This window comes from Proteiniclasticum aestuarii (genome assembly GCF_017368455.1).
GTDB classification, from domain to species: Bacteria; Bacillota; Clostridia; order Clostridiales; family Clostridiaceae; genus Proteiniclasticum; species Proteiniclasticum aestuarii.
In genome coordinates this window covers 19,809-36,858 of record NZ_JAFNJU010000007.1, presented here as the reverse complement: position 1 = coordinate 36,858, position 17,050 = coordinate 19,809, and the positions used below count along the sequence as shown (strand labels likewise).

Genomic DNA, 17,050 nt, shown 5'->3' with positions numbered 1-17,050 from the left:
GGTGATGAAGGCGTTTTGAGCCCATGCATCACCTGTCCTTCCATGCTTACAGATGTAATATCGAGGAGGAAGATTAACTTTGAAAAAGAGAACGATGACTCTACTGCTTCTGCTGATCCTAAGCGTCATGAGCATGTCCGGTTGCACCAGGGAAGAAGAAACCCTCTACAATCGCAGCATCGTGGTGGATACCCAAGTGCTGCCCTTTTATGAGAGCAGCCTGACCTATAATGCAGAGCCGGAAGAAGAGATCCGAAGCAAGCTCTATACGATACTTAATGAAACCCTGGCAAACCTTCCAGGGAGCATAGACTATGTCATTGTGAATCATGAGGGAGAGGATCTCACCGATGAATTTCTTGTGGAAAAATCTCCTTCCCACAATGAAATGAAGGAAATGATTACAAAAATCAAGGAGAACGGATATCTGGTGGTAAGTAAAGACGCCTATAGAGTAACCACCATCAAAAAGGAGATTGATGCTCTTTTTGACGGGAAGCGTCAGGTGGTATCCTCGACACTTGAAAAAGTGCTGAAAGATAACAGGCAGGCTTACAAGAACAAGGATTACGAAGGGATCAATCAGTATCTGAGAAAAAACAGCATCAAAGTCTATGATCCGCTCCCAACTCAGAACAACTAAAAATAGATCTCTGTCATCTAATATAAAAAAATTTCAGATTTTTCATGAATTTTTTCAGATTCCGTAATGAAAAACCGGTCCTGGATACTCTAATAGGTAAAGGAGGCGAAAAATGGGCTATTTTAACAGAAAAGGCATCGAGAAGGATGCCTATATCAGACTGATTGAGCAGTACAGAGAAACCATGTATCGCATCGCCTATGGATATCTGGGAAATGAAGCGGAAGCTCTGGAAGCCATCGACGAAGCCATCTATCTTGGTTATGCCAAACGAAAGACCGTGAAAGAGCCGGACTATGCGAAAACCTGGCTCACCAGGATTCTCATCAACGAATGCTACCGGATGCTCAGAAAAAGAGACCATCTTTCCTTTTATGAAATACCACCGGATGTGGTCGATGCAAGAGAAGAACCCATTTCTCTAAGTACGAAGCTCGCCCTTCAGTCCCTTCCTGAGGATCTTCGCCAGGTCATCATACTCCGCTATTTTGCGGACATGACCATCCGGGAAACAGCGGAGTTTCTGGGCATTCCCGACGGAACGGTATCCTCCAGGGCCAGAAAAGCATTATCCATCCTGAGAATTGAGCTGATGGAGAAGGAAGGAGAAAAAATCTATGAAAAAAAGTCATGAAAACTGGAATGATTACCTTACAGAATCTGCAGATTATCCTGAAGAACTCTATCAGTCCACAGACAGACTGGCGCTGAGAATCAGGAAAGAAAAAAGAAAGAAGAGACTGCTCTTCTCTAGCATACCCACAACCGCAGCTGCGCTTCTCTTTGTGATTCTCATGAACACCAGCGTTGTATTCGCTCGCACCATGGCAGACATTCCCATCCTTTCCAGGATTTCGGAACTGGTCATGTACAATAAATCCCTGAAAAGCGCAGTGGAGAACAGAAACATCCAGTATGTGAATCTCAAATCCGAAAACGGAGATCTGGAGCTGAAGCTCCCCTACGTCATCGCCGATTCCAAAAACCTTGTTCTGTTTCTTGAAATGCCTGAGAATCTGGAGCTCTCTGAGAATGAACGCTATGATATCAGTATTGATCATCTGAGGGATCTTTCCACTGATGATTTCATCGCCAGCGGATTCTTAAGTTTCAGCGGCAGCTACACGAAAGGACAGGATCCACTCCTCTCCGTATCCATGGAGTTTGTGGATCGAAACCTCCCTGGATATCCCGAAGTGAAGGAACTTCCGAAGGCGTTCACTCTCTCCTTGTCCCTCACCAGGTACAGCAATGAGGACCAGTATCTGCAGCGTCCCCTCTCCATCGACTCCTTCCAGTTTGACCTATCCCTGGATGAGTTCCGAAAACCAGTCACCTACCCACTCAACGAGGAAATCATCATCGAAGGACAGAAGATTCTATTCAAGGAAATGGTGAGCTATCCGGTCCGTTCGGAAATCACATTTGAATTTTCGGAAGAAAATGATGCGGATATGAACCTGAGACTCTCTCTTCTGGAAGATGGTGTCAAATCCTCTTTGGGCAGCTATGCCTACCTCTCACAGACCGTTGATGGCACCAAAACAGAAACCATCCATATCAGAAGTGATTATTTTGATCCACCCAAGTCCAGAAGCATCAGTATTGACCGCTATACGATCATCCGAGAAGAGGAACGCGAAATCAAAGTAGACCTGGATGCCAGGACCCTGACGCCCGAGACCGAAGGCATCGAGCTCAGTGATGTAGAGCATATGGATGGAGAACTGATTTTCACCTTCAAAACATCCGAGCGTTATCCCTACTCTCCATTCGCTTTCATATCCGATCAGGGCCATAGTGTGGAAATCCTGAAAGAAGCTTATCGAAGCACCGATACGGAGCAGTTTCATCTTTACCATATTGAAGAAGCGGATTATGAAGAACTGGAATTTATCCTGACCTCAGGTCCAGAGTATACACTGGAAGAACCCATTCTCATTCCGATACCAGTTGGAAACTAGCGGGCAGATAACCTGAAAGGCTCATGAACCGGAATTCACCGGATCATGAGCCTTTCCTTTATGTCATAATAATTTATACAGTCTCTTTTTGCAGGGTTCTGATTCTTTTCTTTGAAATCATCCTTCTCTCAGGTGTTTAAGAAGGGCTTTCGCATCATGAATCCCCATACTGCAGGTGAAGTCCCTGCAGACATAGGCCGTGCCTTTTCCCTCTTCCGGTTCTCTCCAGAAGGAAAACAGTTCACCGTCTCTATCCTTCCTCTTCGGATCATGATGCACCACGGTGTATTCCGGAAGATATATTGCTGCAAGGCTGTGCTTCATCTCACGAAGCGGCTTCTCTTCCAGCTTTCCTGAAAGGACCACTTCCTTGGGTCCATCTGATAGAGTTCGGTAGGCAGTAAGAAGAAAACTGAATCCCATAGTGTCTTCCATGATTTCTCCGCCCAGGACGTTGAAAGTCTTTTCGAGTATCGCTTTGTATTTTTCCTTTCCCGTGAGACTCCAGAGCTTCCCCATGGAAGCTGCTGCCATGGAATTTCCTGAAGGCAGTGCAGAATCATGAATGTCTTCCGCTTCCAGCACCAGCTTCTCATGACCTTTTCCATTGAGCCTGAAGAGCCCACTCTCTTTGTCATAAAATTCCTCCACCATATCTCCTGCCAGCTGCTCCGCCAGATGAAGATAGCGGTTCCGAAGGGTCGCTTCCTGAAGAGACAGGACGCCATAAAGAAGGAAAGCGTAGCTGTCCAGAAACCCCTTATGCATGCTTCTTCTTTCCCTGTAGGAAGCATAGAGGTTTCCTTCTTCGTCCGTTATGTGGTCCATCATGAACCGAAGGGCTTTCTCTGCGCGAAGTACATACTCCTCCTTCTGAAATACTTTACCGGCATAGGCCAGAGCGGAAATCATCAGTCCGTTCCAGGAAGAGAGGATCTTATCATCTTTACCCGGTTTTACTCTTTTCTCCCTGTAGGCAAAGAGTTTCCTTCGCAGTCTGACGAGCTTTTCATCCTCCTCTTTCTCCAGCGCCTCCAGACTGTGATGAAGAAGATTCAGGATGTTCTTTCCTTCGAAATTGCCGGAGGAGGTGATGCCGTAGACCTCTGAAAACCATGCACCATCCTCTTCACCCAGCACTTCCAGGACTTCTTCCCTGGTGAAGAGATAGAACTTCCCTTCTTCTCCTTCACTGTCCGCATCTTCCGCCGAGTAGAAGGCTCCTTCCGGCGTTGTCATGACGCGATCTATGTAGGCTATGATCTTTTCAGCGATTTCCTTGTAGATTCTCTTTCCCGAAGCCTGATAGGTTTCCGTATAGACGCTAAGAAGCAGGGCATTATCATAAAGCATCTTCTCGAAATGAGGCACCAGCCATCTTTCATCTACAGTATATCTTGAAAATCCATAGCCCAGATGATCGAAGATGCCTCCCTGATACATACCCAGAAGACTTTTCTCCACCATCTCCAGGGCATCCGGCTCCTTCTCCTTATGCCAGTATCTCAGTAGATACAGAAGATGATGGGGAACCGGAAACTTGGGGGCGATGTAGAATCCCCCATGAACTTCATCATATGCATTCTTCAAGGAAAGATATCCCTTCCTGAAAACATCCGAAGAAAGGTCTCCTTCCTTTTTCTCGTTTAGAGCCTCTTTCACTGCCTTAACAGCATACTCGGAAGAAGAGACAATCTTCTCTCTTTCCTCCACCCACAATCGATGAATTTCAAGAAGCAGCTCCTTCAGACCCAACTGGCCTTGCCTGGACTCCCTGGGCAGATAGGTGGCCGCATAGAAGGGCTTTCCTTCTCCTGTCATGAGAATGGTCATGGGCCAGCCGCCATGCCCCGTCATGGCCTGACAGAAACTCATGTAAACATGGTCCACGTCCGGCCTTTCCTCCCGGTCCACCTTCACAGAGATGAAATAGCGATTCAGAATCTCTGCCACTTCTTCATCTTCAAAGGACTCTTCCCGCATCACATGACACCAGTGACAGCTGGAATACCCGATGGAAAGAAATACGGGTCTGTCTTTTCGCTTCGCCTCTTCAAAGGCCTCTTCTCCAAAGGGATACCAGTCCACAGGATTTTCTGCATGCTGGAGAAGATAGGGAGACTGCTCACTTTTCAATCTGTTCATTCCATCATCCATAATCTGCTTCCTTCCTTATCTATATTCTTATCTTTCATCATACCCTATGAATTTGTACAAATTATGAGAAGATCTTGACCAGACTGTTTCCCTTTGAAGAAATGACCATCGGCTTAGAATCTCATAGGATTTCGCGAATTTTATCGTTAAAAAATTATCAGAATATTGCCGGATTTTCTATGATTCCTTTCTATGAGATTGGCTTAATCAGTAGATTTCCCCTTGAATCCTAAAAATATTTTCAAAATAGTGGTTTACTTCACGTTCAAATAATGTTAAACTATTAACAAATAGGTGCCAACAAACCTATTTTTCATAAGTGTATCTCCCTAACACATTTATAAAAAAACCTCTTCCCTACACCAGAAGAGGCTTTTTTATTGCCAAAAATCATATTATTTCTGTTCCATAGTATAATTTATTATCTTATGTTATTCTATTAACATACACAAAGGATTATTTGATATATGCAAAAGGAGGAATATACTATGAACTTAGGACTTGTCAACGCCGGTTATCTCAGTCTCCTACTCATGTTTCTGGAAGTCACGCTGAGAATTGTCGCCATCTACACCCTGGTGATTCTCGCGAACGCACTGAAAACCTACATCAGGAGAAACAGCTGATATCGGTTAGCGCTAAGAAATGCAGTGCTGAGGAAAACATCTGAAAAGTCATGGAAAAGATAACAAGATCCAAACAGGAGGACGCATCTATGTATAAATACATGTATGTCAGGGCAACCACCGGAGGTCTCTTCAGTGAATCAGACTACAAGCAGCTTATTGATCAGCACAGCAAAGAGGGCTGGCGGTTTGTAACCGCTATTCCTGCCAAGTTCGTCGGCTATGGTGTCATCAAGGAAGTGGATCTGGTTTTCGAAAAAGAGGAGTAACCGGAAAAACGAAATCCATCTCACGAAAAATGGATGAATCCATCAAACCCTTCATTATATAGACGCGCGAGAAGAATCTCCGCATTTTCTTTTTTTCTGAAGGCCCCTACCTGAACTCTGTAGAGCTTATCCCCTTCTTCCTGCAGAGCCTTATGATTCTCCACTGCCTTTTTCTCTTCCGCTCCCTCCTCTGCAGGCTTTAATGATAGAAACCTGGCAATACCCTTCACATAGGCTCTGGCGATCTCCTGTTTATGATCAATGATCCATCTGGCGATGTCCGGATGATCATGAAAATTCGTCTCCATGAGTACAGGAATCATGCCCAGCTCATAGGGCGCACGGATCTCTCCGTATCCTTTCCCGTTAAAAGCCTCCATCCCGTTCACCAGGGTCTGCGCACGGTTGCTCTTGTAAGGGCAGATTCTGTTGAGCTCCTCGGCAAGATAGGTCCCGAGCATCTTCGACTCTTCACTCTTCGGATGATAAAGAGCCACTGCACCTCTGGCCTTCCCCTTTCCGCCCGCATTGGAATGGATGGCCAGATAGATGCTGCACTCTTTTCTTTCAGCCTCTCTGGGTCTTCCCTCTTTTCCGATGTCTAGGGAAAGGGTTGCCTGATGTACCGGATAACTGTACTCCTTTGCCAGGATGTCCCGGATGATTTCCGATACGGCAACCATTTCCTTCTCCTCATTGGTACTTTCTACTGCATAGATGTTCTTTGGCTGCCTGCTGGGTGAAAGATAAATTCCAGGTTTTCTCATACTAAGCACACTCCTTCTTCCTTAAAAGCCTCAAAGCCTTCTATTACCTACTTATGCATCCTTTTCTGAAAAAGCATTAAATTTTTGGGGACGGTACTTGAATTTTATCGGAAGCTATGTTATCATACTTTTTGTAAGGCGGTGAAACAAGTGGCAAGGCAAGCTCGAATAAAAGATCCATACGGAACATTTCATATCACACAGTCCGGTGGGGTGAAAAGAGAGTTGTTTGAAAAAGAGGAAGACCGGGCGCATTTTCTTGAAATTCTAAGACGTGCTCAGGCAAAATATCAGTTTAAACTGTATGCCTACTGTCTTCTGTCAGATAATGCCTATCACCTGGTCATGGACCTGAACGGTGCAGATATGAGCAAGGTCATGAAAAGCATCAACATCGGATACGCCATGTATCTAGATCTGGATGAACCGATTTTCAGAGACCGATATAAAAGCACCCTTTTAAAGAATGCGGAAAGCACACTGGATGTTGTGGAGAAGCTTCACGATAAGGGAGCGGCTCAGGAAACGCAGTGGAACAGCTACTGCATCTACGATCCCGAAACCCCATTAAGACTGGATTGGGTATCCCCCATTGCTGGTCTTAAGGAGACGAAGGATCCAGAGGAATGCAGAAACTGCATCGACAGCATCGAGGAGGCGCAGAAAAGACTTTTCGAGGTTTCAGAAGAAGCAGGTCTTTCGCTGAAGGAACTCTTCAGACAGAAGGATCTTCGAAACAATCTGATTCTGAAATTCAGAAAGAACTCTTCCCTCTCACTGAAGGAGCTGGGCATTCTGTTCGGAGGACTCTCCGAATCAAGCATCTGCAAAATCTTAAACACAGAATGTGCAAAATAAACGCATGGCAACATGCCTTTTATTTAAATCATCAATTCAAGTTCTGTCCCCTCATGAAATGGGAGAACAGTACGACAGGAGGGTTAACATGTCATTTTCTTTTCAGGTAGATCTGAAAAAAGGACTCGGAATAATGAACAAAAATCAGCTGGATATGGACAAGACCTATGATCTGCTTGTGGTCGGCGGCGGACCTGCAGGCCTTAATGCAGCGCTTTATGCGAAGCGTAAAGGACTGGAAGTCGGCATCATCACCAAGAGAAAGGGAGGCCTTCTTCTTGACACTTCCACGGTGGAGAATTATCTGGGAACCAAAGAGATGAGCGGAGAAACCATGGCCGAAGAGTTTCTGGCCCATGTGGAGACACTGGAAGTGCCCATCAAAGACGACAGTGAAGTCGTGCAGTACGGCAAAGACGGTGACATCCATCTTCTGACCCTCTATTCCGGAGAAATCTTCAGGGCAAAGACCATTCTTGTGGCAACAGGTTCCAATCCCAGACATCTCGATGTCAAAGGTGAAGATACCTACGCCGGGAAAGGCGTGGCCTACTGCGCCATATGCGATGCACCCCTGTTCAAAGGAAAAGATGTACTCATAGCTGGTGGAGGAAACTCCGCTGTTGAAGCGGCAATAGATGTTGCAAAAGTTGTAAAGTCTGTGACCTTAGTACACAGAAGCCAGTTGAGAGCAGACAATATCCTTGTGGAGAAGCTCTATGCCAATCCCAATATCACCGTGCATCTGGAAACACAGATTCTCGAAATCTTCGGGGAGGACGCCATGAAAGGCATCCGCGTACTCGATAAGAAGAAGAACAGCGAACATGAACTTTTCGCAGACGGTCTATTCATAGAAATCGGTCATGTACCGAATCTGGGACCCTTTAGAGATCATTTGAAGCTGAATGACTTCAATGAAATCATTGTGGACGAGAAGAATCACACAAATCTCGACGGTGTTTTCGCCGCAGGCGATGTGACGACGCTTCCCTACAAACAGATCGTCATCGCAGCCAGCGATGGAGCCAAGGCGGCTCTTGCCGTCAGCGAATACCTGAATGCACAGAAAATCAGTTAATTATTAAAATTAAAATATACACCACACAACACACTTTATGGAGGTAAAGAAATAATGAAAATGTTTAATGAAGAAATCCAGGGACAGTTAAAGGAAATATTCCAGGAAATGAAGGGCGATGTGACCATCGCACTGTTCACCAAGGAAGGCGAATGCCCAACATGTGCGGAGACACTGGCCTACATGCAGGAAGTGGAAGAGCTCAGTGACAAGATTCATCTGGTGCAGTATGACATCAACAAGGATGCCGAACTTGCGAAGAAGTACAACGTAGCCATGGTACCATCCATCGTTATGCTGGACGGGAACAAGGAATACAAGGGCGTGAAGTTCAACGGAATTCCTGCTGGTCACGAGATCAACTCCTTCATCCCTGCAATCCTTGAAGTATCAGGAAATGAAAGTGAAATGCCTGCAGAACTGGAAGAAAGAATCAAGAAGATCAGTAAGCCCATCAACATCAAGGTGTTCATCACACTGAGCTGTCCTCATTGCCCAGGTGCAGTGCAGAAGGCCCATAAGCTTGCTCTGATGAATCCATTCATCGATGCGGAAATGATCGAAGCGGAAACCTTCGGCGAACTGTCCATGAAGCACAACGTATCCGGTGTGCCAAAGATCGTCATCAACGATGAACATGATCTGCTTGGAAACCAGCCAATCCAGGAATTCCTGAACACCATAGAAAGCATCGCATAATACGATAACAAATACACTTCCCTTACATACATGAGGAAACAAGGATGACAATCAGCCATCCTTTTCTTCATCTGCAGAGAAGGAGAACTTATGGAGAATACAAACACTTCAAAAGAAACCAGAAGGAGAAAGAGAATCATGAAGATTGCCCTTGGCATCGTCATCGGAGGACTTGCAGGTTATCTCTATTATTATTTCATCGGTTGCGATGGAACCTGCCCCATATCCTCTAACCCTTGGCGTTCCATTCTATACGGATCCGTAGTGGGTACCCTGCTTGGTTCAACTTTTTAGACAAAGCCTAACATAAAACAATAAACAAAAGAAAAATGCATCAGTGAGGTAACACGTGAAAAATCATAAATATTTATATCTGATCACCCTGGCCTTCTTCGGCCTGTCCTTTGTAAACATCCATTTTGCGATACTTGGCGTCATCTGCATGACCATTCCCATGGTTCTTCTTCAGCGAGACAAGAAGAAAACCTGGTGTCAGGGATACTGCCCGAGATCGAATCTGTACATGACCTTAGGAAAAATGAGAAAGAAGAAAGGCAAGGTTACCCCCATGTCCTTCATTAAAGGAAATGTCAAGAATGTGGTTCTGATTTATTTCGGAATCAGTCTGATGATCGCCCTCATGTCCACCCTTCAGGTGGCTCTGGGCAACATGGCACCCATGCTCATTCCGAGATTTCTGATCCTGCTGCCCATCTCGGTTGCATTCCCGCAGCTGATTACCCTAAGTGGTATACCTGTGTGGATCACTCATTTTGCTTTCCGCATGTTTTCCATGATGATGACAACTACCCTTATAGGGCTTTCCCTGTCCTATCTATATAAACCGAGAACATGGTGCACCATTTGTCCGGTGAACACCATTTCCGACATCTATATCATGGAGAACAGGAAGCGCTCACCCGGCCCTTCCACCCAGCGGAAAGCATCCTAGTTTTCCACTCATTTATATATATGTTTCCCGATGAAAAGGAAGTCAGAAGCTGATTAATGGCTTCTGACTTCCTTTTTATCACTTTACTGTTCATTTGAGGAGAAGAATACTTCCCTATATAGCAGCTTCAATGGCTTCCGTGAGAATCTCTTCCACTTCCATGGCCACATCATCCAGCTCCATGCCTTCCATGATTCCGGCAAGGCTTGTGGGTTTCATCATGCCGATGCGTACTCCGTCTTCCTTCTCGTAAACCACCATCTTGCAGGGCAGCATATAGCCCGCTTCCAGATGCCGATCCAGAACCACCTTCGCTTTAGGCGGATTACAAACTTCCATGACTTTGAAATTCTTGTTGAAATCTAATCCCTTTTCCTGAAGCTTATCTTTGAAGTTCATTTCCCACAGGACACCGAACTTACGCTCCGCCAGTGCCTTCTTGAGATCCTCCAGCGCCACATCGAAACTTTTCTCTGTCTTCTTTTCATATACAATCATTTCATTTCCTCCAAAGTTTATATTCTTACACCGAATATACCACTAGGGGGTATAAGTTTCAAGGCATTCTCCCTAATGTTCATGTTTTGTATACTTCTCTTCACAATCTGTTTAGAAGTTCATTGACAGGCTATCCAGCTTCCTTTAGAATAGTCTGAAAATAGAGTATATTGGAGGCACAACATGCTGAATAGAAAAGTCCTGAAAGAACGCTACAAAGACGAGATCGTATCCCTACGAAGATATCTTCATCAGCATCCGGAACTGAGTATGGAAGAGGTGGAGACTACAGCCTTCATCGCCCAAGAACTGGATAAGCTGGGGATACCTTACATCAAGGCAAATCCCACGGGGCTCATCGCCACCATAGAAGGAAAACATCCGGGAAAAACCGTCGCCCTTCGAAGCGATATGGATGCCCTGAAGATCACTCAGAAAAATGATGTCCCCTACAGGTCCCAGTCAGAAGGAAGAATGCATGCCTGCGGCCATGACGCCCATATGTCCATTCTACTTACGGCTGCAAAGATGCTTATGGATTCAAAAGATGAGATTCATGGCACCGTCCATCTTCTTTTTCAGCCTGCCGAAGAGATCGGACTGGGTGCAAAGATTCTCATTGAGACAGGCGACTGGTACGAACAAACCGACAACGTTTTCGGAGCCCATATCTGGTCTGGCCTGCCCACAGGAAAGGTCTCCGTGGAAGCAGGAGAGCGAATGGCTGCCACGGACCGGTTCAGTATCAGCATCAAAGGGCTATCAGGACATGGCTCCATGCCCCATCAGACGGTGGATGCCGTGGTGGTGGCTTCTGCCATGGTCATGAACTTCCAGACCATTGTGAGCCGGGAATACAGCCCTCTGGACCCCCTTGTGGTCTCTGTGGGTTCCATTCACAGTGGCACAGCCTTCAACGTCATTTCCGGTGAGGCAGAGCTGGAAGGCACGGTCAGGTATTTCAGAAAAGAGATCGGAGACACCATTGAAGGCTCTGTAAGAAGAGTCATGGAGCACACGGCCTCTCTCTACAGCGCAGAAGCAGAGCTGACCTACATTCATAATCTGCCTCCGGTGCATAATGAGGAAACCTCCTCAGAGATCGCCCGGGAAGCTGCAGAAAAGATCATGGGGAAAGAAAATGTCGTCCTTATGGAAAAGACCACTGGTGGAGAAGACTTTGCCTTCTACCTGGAAAAGAAGCCTGGCTGCTTCGCCTTCATCGGGTCCGGAAACAAAGAGAAGAAGACGGATCTTGCCCATCACAATGACCACTTCGACATCGATGAGGATGCGCTTATTAACGGTGCGCTGCTTTATGCCGAGTATGCCGTAAGTTATCTCGAAAGAAGCAGGTCGCTCTAGCACATCAGTTTCATCATCTGCTTATACCAAAAAGGGAGCCTATCATCTGATAAGCTCCCTTTTGATTGTCTTCCTATTTCATTTCTGTTCCGATGCATCAGTTCAGAAGTTCATACACTTTTCTGATGGATTCATGATCCTCAAAGTCATCTGAAATATCAAACATCAGCCTTCTTCCACCCGTGTCAGAAAACGCTTCCCTGAATTTTTCCTCATCATTGACCATGACCTGCTTCAGCTTCAGAAAAAGACCCGGAAGACTTTCTTCCCACTCTCTTTCGTCATAAGCGCTCTTTTCACTCAGTACGATATAGGCTTCCTGGGCAGCGGTGATGTTCGCATACTGCTCCGCATAGATTCTCTTACCTTCCACCTGTCCCGCATTGGCTGCAAAGCTCTGCAGATGTTTTCTTACAACATCCGTCAGTTCTCTTTCATATACGCTTACCTTGTAGCTCTGAAAGATGGAAATGCCAACAGAAGTCACTAGAATCACCATCAACATACCCATCATCAGTTTTCTGTTCTTCTTCAATTTCATCCTCCTATAGCACCCTTCATCTATTCATCATGTATTATTTACATACTCATATTATATTATATGCACTATGTTCGCAATACATCTGCAGCTATTTACTTTACCTCTGTGCCTATTTGAACAGATCCTTCAGCGCATCACTTAAGGCGGAGTTCAGCGGTTCATCATTTTCCTTGTTGATCTTACTCAGATACTGCTTCACTTCACCCTTTCTCATGGCTGTGCCTTCCTTTTCTCTTCTCGCCTGGAAGGCTGTGAGCTTTTCTCTGTAGCCGCACTTGCATTTGAAGTACTTTCCTTCTCCCTCACCCACAAGCTCCATCTTCTTCTTGCATTCAGGACACCTTGCATTGGACTGGCTGCTTAAGGTTTTTCTGAAGCCGCACTCTCTGTCCTGACAGACCAGCATGGTGGACTTTTTCCCCTTCACTTCCAGCAGATTCTTTCCGCAGGTCGGGCACTTCTGCCCGGTCATATTGTCATGACGGAAGGTCTTCTTGGAGGTCTTGATCTCCGTGATGATCTTCTTTGTGTACTCCTCCATTTCTTTGATGAAGGTTTCCTCTTTCAGCTGTCCGTTTTTGATCCTCTCCAGTTTGGATTCCCATCGGGCTGTCATTTCAGGAGAAGTCAGCTCTTCCGGCGCAAGATCCAGAAGCTGTCTTCCTTTTTCCGTGATATGGATTTCCTTCCCTCTTTTTTCCAGCACAAAGGAGGAAAAGAGCTTTTCTATGATGTCCGCTCTTGTCGCCACCGTACCCAGACCACTGGTTTCCTTCAGTATCGCTTCCAGCTTCTTGTCGTCTGATTCCATGTACTTCACGGGATTCTCCATGGCGGAGAGTAGGGTCGCATCGGTGAAGTAGGCTGGCGGCTTGGTTTTGCCTTCTTCCAGATAGACCTTTTCCAGGGACAGCTGGTCTCCTTTTTTGAAGAGGGTTTCTCTTTCTTCGATTTCTTCCTCATCCTGTTCCTTCAAGAGAGATCTGTAGCCCTGACTGACGGTGACCTTGGATTTATTCCTGAAGATTTCCTCTCCTATGATCCCCGTTACAACCATTTCCTTATAGACATAAGGGTCCATGAGCACACTGAGGAATCTCTTCACAACCAGAAGATAGATCTTCCTTTCCTTATCCGTCAGGGTACTTAAAACCACGGATTCTTCCGTCGGAATGATGGCATGATGGTCGGACACTTTCTGATCATTGACGAAGCTCTTCTTCTCTTTGATTCCTTTTCTCAGGATCTCTCTGCCGATGTTGGTCAGGTCCCCCTTGGCCGATGCCTTTACGCGGTCTGCTAAAGTTGCCGTCATGTCTTTCGTCAGATATCTGGAATCCGTTCTCGGATAGGTCAGCACCTTATGCCTTTCATAGAGGGCCTGCATGGTGTTTAAGGTCTCTTTGGGACTCAGCCCGTATAGATTACTGGCGTCTCTCTGAAGCTCTGTAAGGTCGTACAGAAGGGGTGCATCCTTTCTCTTCTCCGTGGTCTTCACATCGGTGACGAGAAGCTTCTTTCCCTCCAGTGACTTATGCTTCTTTCTGGCTTCCTCTTCTCTAAAGATTCTTCCACCTTCATGGTGGAAGTATACGCCACCTGCCTTCACCTTTATGGTGTGATAGGAGACAGGCTTGAAGCCTCTGATTTCCTCTTCCCTGGTTTTTACAATACCAAGGGTCGGTGTCTGCACACGTCCCAGTGAAAGCTGCGCATTATGCTTCACTGTCAGAGCACGGGTGGCATTGATACCTACGATCCAGTCCGCCTTGCTTCTGGCTTCTGCGGACTTATAGAGATTCTCGTAGTTTCTCGCATCCTTCAGGTTCCGGAAGCCATCCTTGATGGCCTTTTCTGTGACAGAAGAGATCCAGAGCCTCTTCATGGGCTTTCTGACTCCTGCCTTGTAGATGATCCATCTGGCCACCAGTTCTCCTTCTCGTCCTGCATCCGTGGCGATGACGATCTCTTTGATGTCGCTTCTGTTCATGAGATGCTTCACCGTATTATACTGCTTCGCACTTCTTCCGATGACCGAAAGCTTCATCTTCTCCGGAAGCATGGGCAGTAGCTCCATCTTCCACTCCTTGTACTCCGGTCTGTATTCCTCGGGTGCAGCCAGGGTCACCAGATGGCCCATGGCCCAGGTGATGACATAATCCTTCCCTTCCATGAATCCGTCTTTCCCGCCATGGATGCCCAGGGCTTTTCCTATATCTTTTCCTACTGAGGGTTTCTCAGCCAGCACTAAAACTTTGCTCATCTTCTCTCCTTCTTGCCATTTCCTGCATGGTCTTTTCAATCAAAATGCGCTTCAAATATCATACTGATTATATCATACCTTTCCCGCAGCTTCCCTTTGCTGCGCGAAAGGAGAAAGAATACCTGCGAAAGAAGAAAAGGCATATGATTCTTCATACACCTTCTCATCCTTATTCAGTTGAGATTTTCCGATTCAGAGACCTCAAGGCTTCTCATCTGTTCTTGGACTTGAACTCTTTTCGGAGTTTCTTCATTTCCTTCTTTCCGCCGAACATTTCCTTGATTTTCCGGTCTTCGATCTGTCTGGAACTTAACCCTTCATATTTATTCTCCGCCTTGAGCTTCAGATAGTTCTCATAGCGTGCCCTGTCGAGTCTTCCCTCTTCCAGTGCTTCTTTGATGGCACATCCAGGCTCTTTCTCATGACGGCAGTCATGGAATCTGCACTGCAGGGCCAGATCCGAGATGTCCTCAAAGGACTCTTCGATGTTCGCATGATCAATGCCCAGCTCTCTCATGCCCGGTGTATCAATAACAGCACCGCCTTCCGGCAGAAGAAAGAGTTCCCTTGACGTTGTGGTGTGTCTTCCCTTGTCATCATTGCGAAGCCCCTGGGTCTCCATGGCTTCTTCTCCCAGCAGTCTGTTGATGAGAGTGGATTTCCCCACCCCTGAAGAGCCGATAAAAGCCACGGTCTTTCCGGCAGAAAGATAGGGCTTCAGAATCTCGTGACCGTTTTCCACATAAGCGGAGGTCACCAGTACATCATATCCCAGTACGGTTTTTTCCACTTCCATCTTCTTTTCTTCCAGATTCCCGCAGAGATCCGATTTCGTCAGGACAATGACCGGCGCTGCGCCGCTGTCCAGGGCCACCGCGAAATATCTTTCCAGTCTTCTCAGGTTATAGTCATTGTTCAGTGCCATGCAGAGAAATACCGTGTCGATGTTCGCACCTACCGCCTGAGGCTTCTGCGTCTTCCCTGCAGCTTTTCTGACGAAGAGGCTCTTTCGATGCAGAATCTCATGGATGATGCCATTGCCCTTCTCGTCACTTTCCCTGTCCACCATGACATAGTCCCCCACCACAGGAAATTCCAGTACCGATGCCGCCTGATGGCGCATCTTTCCCGAAACCTCTGCATAGAGTTCTCCATCTGTCATTGCAACCCTGTAGAGATCTTTGGACTGTGAGATGACTCTTCCAAGATATAGGCCCTCATGAAGCGTCGCTTCCATGAGGATCCTTTCCGTAAATCCTAAATTTTCCATTCTTGTATTCAATACTTTTTCCTCCATGTGTTTACTTGGAGGCTGCTTTTTTAATAGGCAGATCCTCCCGCTGGCTTTCTTTCTCCTGCTGCAATATCCTTTATCATAAAGTACCACTCCTTTGCCTATTATTTGGATCACTTCTATTTTTCGATCCACTCAAATCATAATACATTTTCAGTTCTCTGCATAGAAAATTCATGAAATATCATCCTACTTCGTAAATTAACATGACTTTATCAATTGAAATGGCATCATTTATCCCAATAAAAAGCCATAGTTGCATATCTCTCCATCCTTATATCTATTTCCGAATCAATCTGTTATACTGAACTAGTCCTAACAAAGGGACATAAATAACAGTACTAAACGAGAAGATTTACTTTCACCTTAGGGGGCAGGAAATTTCAAGGATAGCTGTTCTAAGGAGGAAAAAATCAATGGAAGACAAGAAGATCATTTGCAGAGACTGCAACAACGAATTCATATTCACAGTAGGTGAGCAGGAATTCTACAAGGAAAAGGGATTCGAAAACGAACCAGTAAGATGTCCTGATTGCAGAAGAGCAAGAAAGAACGAAAAGTTCAACAGAAGATAATCTGGTAAATCAGCAGTTGCTTAGGCAGCTGCTTTTTATTTTATCAAGGGAATCGCATTTGCGTTATCCCTGAGAGTATGTTATACTGACATAGTCCGGTAAACGGAACAAAAAAAATTATACAGCACATTACAAAGATTTCAATTTCGCCTTAGCGTCAGAGAATTATGTATGTCTGTTTCTAAGGAGGAAAAAATCAATGGAAGACAAGAAGATCACATGCAGAGACTGCAACAACGAATTCGTATTCACAGTAGGTGAGCAGGAATTCTACAAGGAAAAGGGATTCGAAAACGATCCTGTTAGATGCCCAGATTGCAGAAGAGCAAGAAAAGCAGAAAGATTTAACAGATAATCTTAAAAGACAAAGCAGTTGCATAAGCAGCTGCTTTATTTTTATGTGCTAAAGCACAAGAAGGCAGTTTCCTATATGTGAAGCTGCCTTCTTGTTATTCCGGAACACTCCATTTCTGCTGGATCATACCCGTAAGATCTGAA

19 protein-coding genes are annotated in these 17,050 nt (G+C 45.7%); 13 read left to right on the top strand and 6 right to left on the bottom strand.

What is annotated here, in order from left to right:
- The first annotated feature begins 79 nt into the window (after positions 1-79).
- From J3A84_RS09745 to J3A84_RS09735, 3 genes are all read left to right on the top strand, one after another.
- Positions 80-643: a hypothetical protein gene (locus J3A84_RS09745; RefSeq protein WP_207599835.1), complete on the top strand. Its 564-nt coding sequence runs from the start codon at positions 80-82 to the stop codon at positions 641-643.
- A 112-nt stretch (positions 644-755) separates the two neighbouring features.
- Positions 756-1,277 carry a sigma-70 family RNA polymerase sigma factor gene (locus J3A84_RS09740; protein WP_207599834.1) on the top strand — a complete coding sequence of 174 codons (522 nt, stop codon included), beginning with the start codon at positions 756-758 and terminating at the stop codon, positions 1,275-1,277.
- Positions 1,261-2,607, top strand: coding sequence for a DUF4179 domain-containing protein (locus J3A84_RS09735; RefSeq protein ID WP_207599833.1), 1,347 nt, complete (start codon positions 1,261-1,263; stop codon positions 2,605-2,607). Before J3A84_RS09740 ends, J3A84_RS09735 begins: the two co-directional genes overlap by 17 nt.
- 117 nt (positions 2,608-2,724) lie before the next feature.
- Here the strand turns inward: J3A84_RS09735 and J3A84_RS09730 are convergent, their stop codons facing one another.
- Positions 2,725-4,752 carry a thioredoxin domain-containing protein gene (locus J3A84_RS09730; protein WP_242694143.1) on the bottom strand — a complete coding sequence of 676 codons (2,028 nt, stop codon included), beginning with the start codon at positions 4,750-4,752 and terminating at the stop codon, positions 2,725-2,727.
- Positions 4,753-5,252: 500 nt separating this feature from the next.
- Here J3A84_RS09730 and J3A84_RS09725 point away from each other — a divergent pair, with 500 nt between their 5' ends.
- Positions 5,253-5,390, top strand: a complete 138-nt coding sequence (locus tag J3A84_RS09725) for a hypothetical protein (RefSeq protein ID WP_207599831.1) — start codon at positions 5,253-5,255, stop codon at positions 5,388-5,390.
- Positions 5,391-5,479: 89 nt separating this feature from the next.
- Positions 5,480-5,659: a DUF4177 domain-containing protein gene (locus tag J3A84_RS09720; RefSeq protein ID WP_207599830.1), complete on the top strand. Its 180-nt coding sequence runs from the start codon at positions 5,480-5,482 to the stop codon at positions 5,657-5,659.
- A 20-nt stretch (positions 5,660-5,679) separates the two neighbouring features.
- Here J3A84_RS09720 and J3A84_RS09715 read toward each other — a convergent pair whose 3' ends face one another.
- Entirely contained in the window at positions 5,680-6,426 is a 747-nt protein-coding gene (locus J3A84_RS09715; protein WP_207599998.1) for an N-acetylmuramoyl-L-alanine amidase, read from the bottom strand.
- A 150-nt stretch (positions 6,427-6,576) separates the two neighbouring features.
- On the opposite strand from J3A84_RS09715, the gene J3A84_RS09710 reads away from it, so the two are divergent.
- From J3A84_RS09710 to J3A84_RS15470, 5 genes are all read left to right on the top strand, one after another.
- A complete protein-coding gene (locus J3A84_RS09710) occupies positions 6,577-7,284 on the top strand; it encodes a transposase (RefSeq protein WP_207599829.1) in 708 nt (235 codons plus the stop codon).
- Positions 7,285-7,372: 88 nt separating this feature from the next.
- Positions 7,373-8,365, top strand: a complete 993-nt coding sequence (locus J3A84_RS09705; protein ID WP_242694142.1) for an NAD(P)/FAD-dependent oxidoreductase — start codon at positions 7,373-7,375, stop codon at positions 8,363-8,365.
- Positions 8,366-8,419: 54 nt separating this feature from the next.
- Complete coding sequence (pdo, locus tag J3A84_RS09700) at positions 8,420-9,064, top strand: protein disulfide oxidoreductase (RefSeq protein ID WP_207599828.1); 645 nt, start codon at positions 8,420-8,422, stop codon at positions 9,062-9,064.
- Positions 9,065-9,154: 90 nt separating this feature from the next.
- Complete coding sequence (locus tag J3A84_RS09695) at positions 9,155-9,358, top strand: DUF6132 family protein (RefSeq protein ID WP_242694141.1); 204 nt, start codon at positions 9,155-9,157, stop codon at positions 9,356-9,358.
- A 55-nt stretch (positions 9,359-9,413) separates the two neighbouring features.
- On the top strand, positions 9,414-10,016 hold the full coding sequence (locus J3A84_RS15470; protein ID WP_207599827.1) for a 4Fe-4S binding protein: 603 nt from the start codon (positions 9,414-9,416) through the stop codon (positions 10,014-10,016).
- A gap of 114 nt (positions 10,017-10,130) precedes the next feature.
- Here J3A84_RS15470 and J3A84_RS09685 read toward each other — a convergent pair whose 3' ends face one another.
- Positions 10,131-10,514, bottom strand: a complete 384-nt coding sequence (locus J3A84_RS09685; protein ID WP_207599826.1) for a DUF302 domain-containing protein — start codon at positions 10,512-10,514, stop codon at positions 10,131-10,133.
- Between the two features lie 183 nt (positions 10,515-10,697).
- Between J3A84_RS09685 and J3A84_RS09680 the strand changes: the two genes are divergently transcribed.
- A complete protein-coding gene (locus J3A84_RS09680) occupies positions 10,698-11,879 on the top strand; it encodes an amidohydrolase (RefSeq protein ID WP_207599825.1) in 1,182 nt (393 codons plus the stop codon).
- Positions 11,880-11,976: 97 nt separating this feature from the next.
- On the opposite strand, the gene J3A84_RS09675 is transcribed toward J3A84_RS09680, so the two are convergent.
- The 3 genes from J3A84_RS09675 to rsgA form a co-directional block, all read right to left on the bottom strand.
- Positions 11,977-12,414 (bottom strand): hypothetical protein, encoded by a 438-nt coding sequence (locus J3A84_RS09675; RefSeq protein WP_207599824.1) that lies wholly within the window; start codon positions 12,412-12,414, stop codon positions 11,977-11,979.
- A 115-nt stretch (positions 12,415-12,529) separates the two neighbouring features.
- Positions 12,530-14,683, bottom strand: coding sequence for a DNA topoisomerase III (locus J3A84_RS09670; protein WP_207599823.1), 2,154 nt, complete (start codon positions 14,681-14,683; stop codon positions 12,530-12,532).
- Positions 14,684-14,894: 211 nt separating this feature from the next.
- On the bottom strand, positions 14,895-15,965 hold the full coding sequence (rsgA, locus tag J3A84_RS09665) for a ribosome small subunit-dependent GTPase A (protein ID WP_242694139.1): 1,071 nt from the start codon (positions 15,963-15,965) through the stop codon (positions 14,895-14,897).
- A gap of 428 nt (positions 15,966-16,393) precedes the next feature.
- Here rsgA and J3A84_RS09660 point away from each other — a divergent pair, with 428 nt between their 5' ends.
- On the top strand, positions 16,394-16,552 hold the full coding sequence (locus J3A84_RS09660) for a zinc-ribbon domain-containing protein (RefSeq protein ID WP_031574354.1): 159 nt from the start codon (positions 16,394-16,396) through the stop codon (positions 16,550-16,552).
- A gap of 199 nt (positions 16,553-16,751) precedes the next feature.
- Positions 16,752-16,907, top strand: a complete 156-nt coding sequence (locus J3A84_RS09655) for a zinc-ribbon domain-containing protein (protein ID WP_207599821.1) — start codon at positions 16,752-16,754, stop codon at positions 16,905-16,907.
- Positions 16,908-17,050 lie beyond the last annotated feature (143 nt).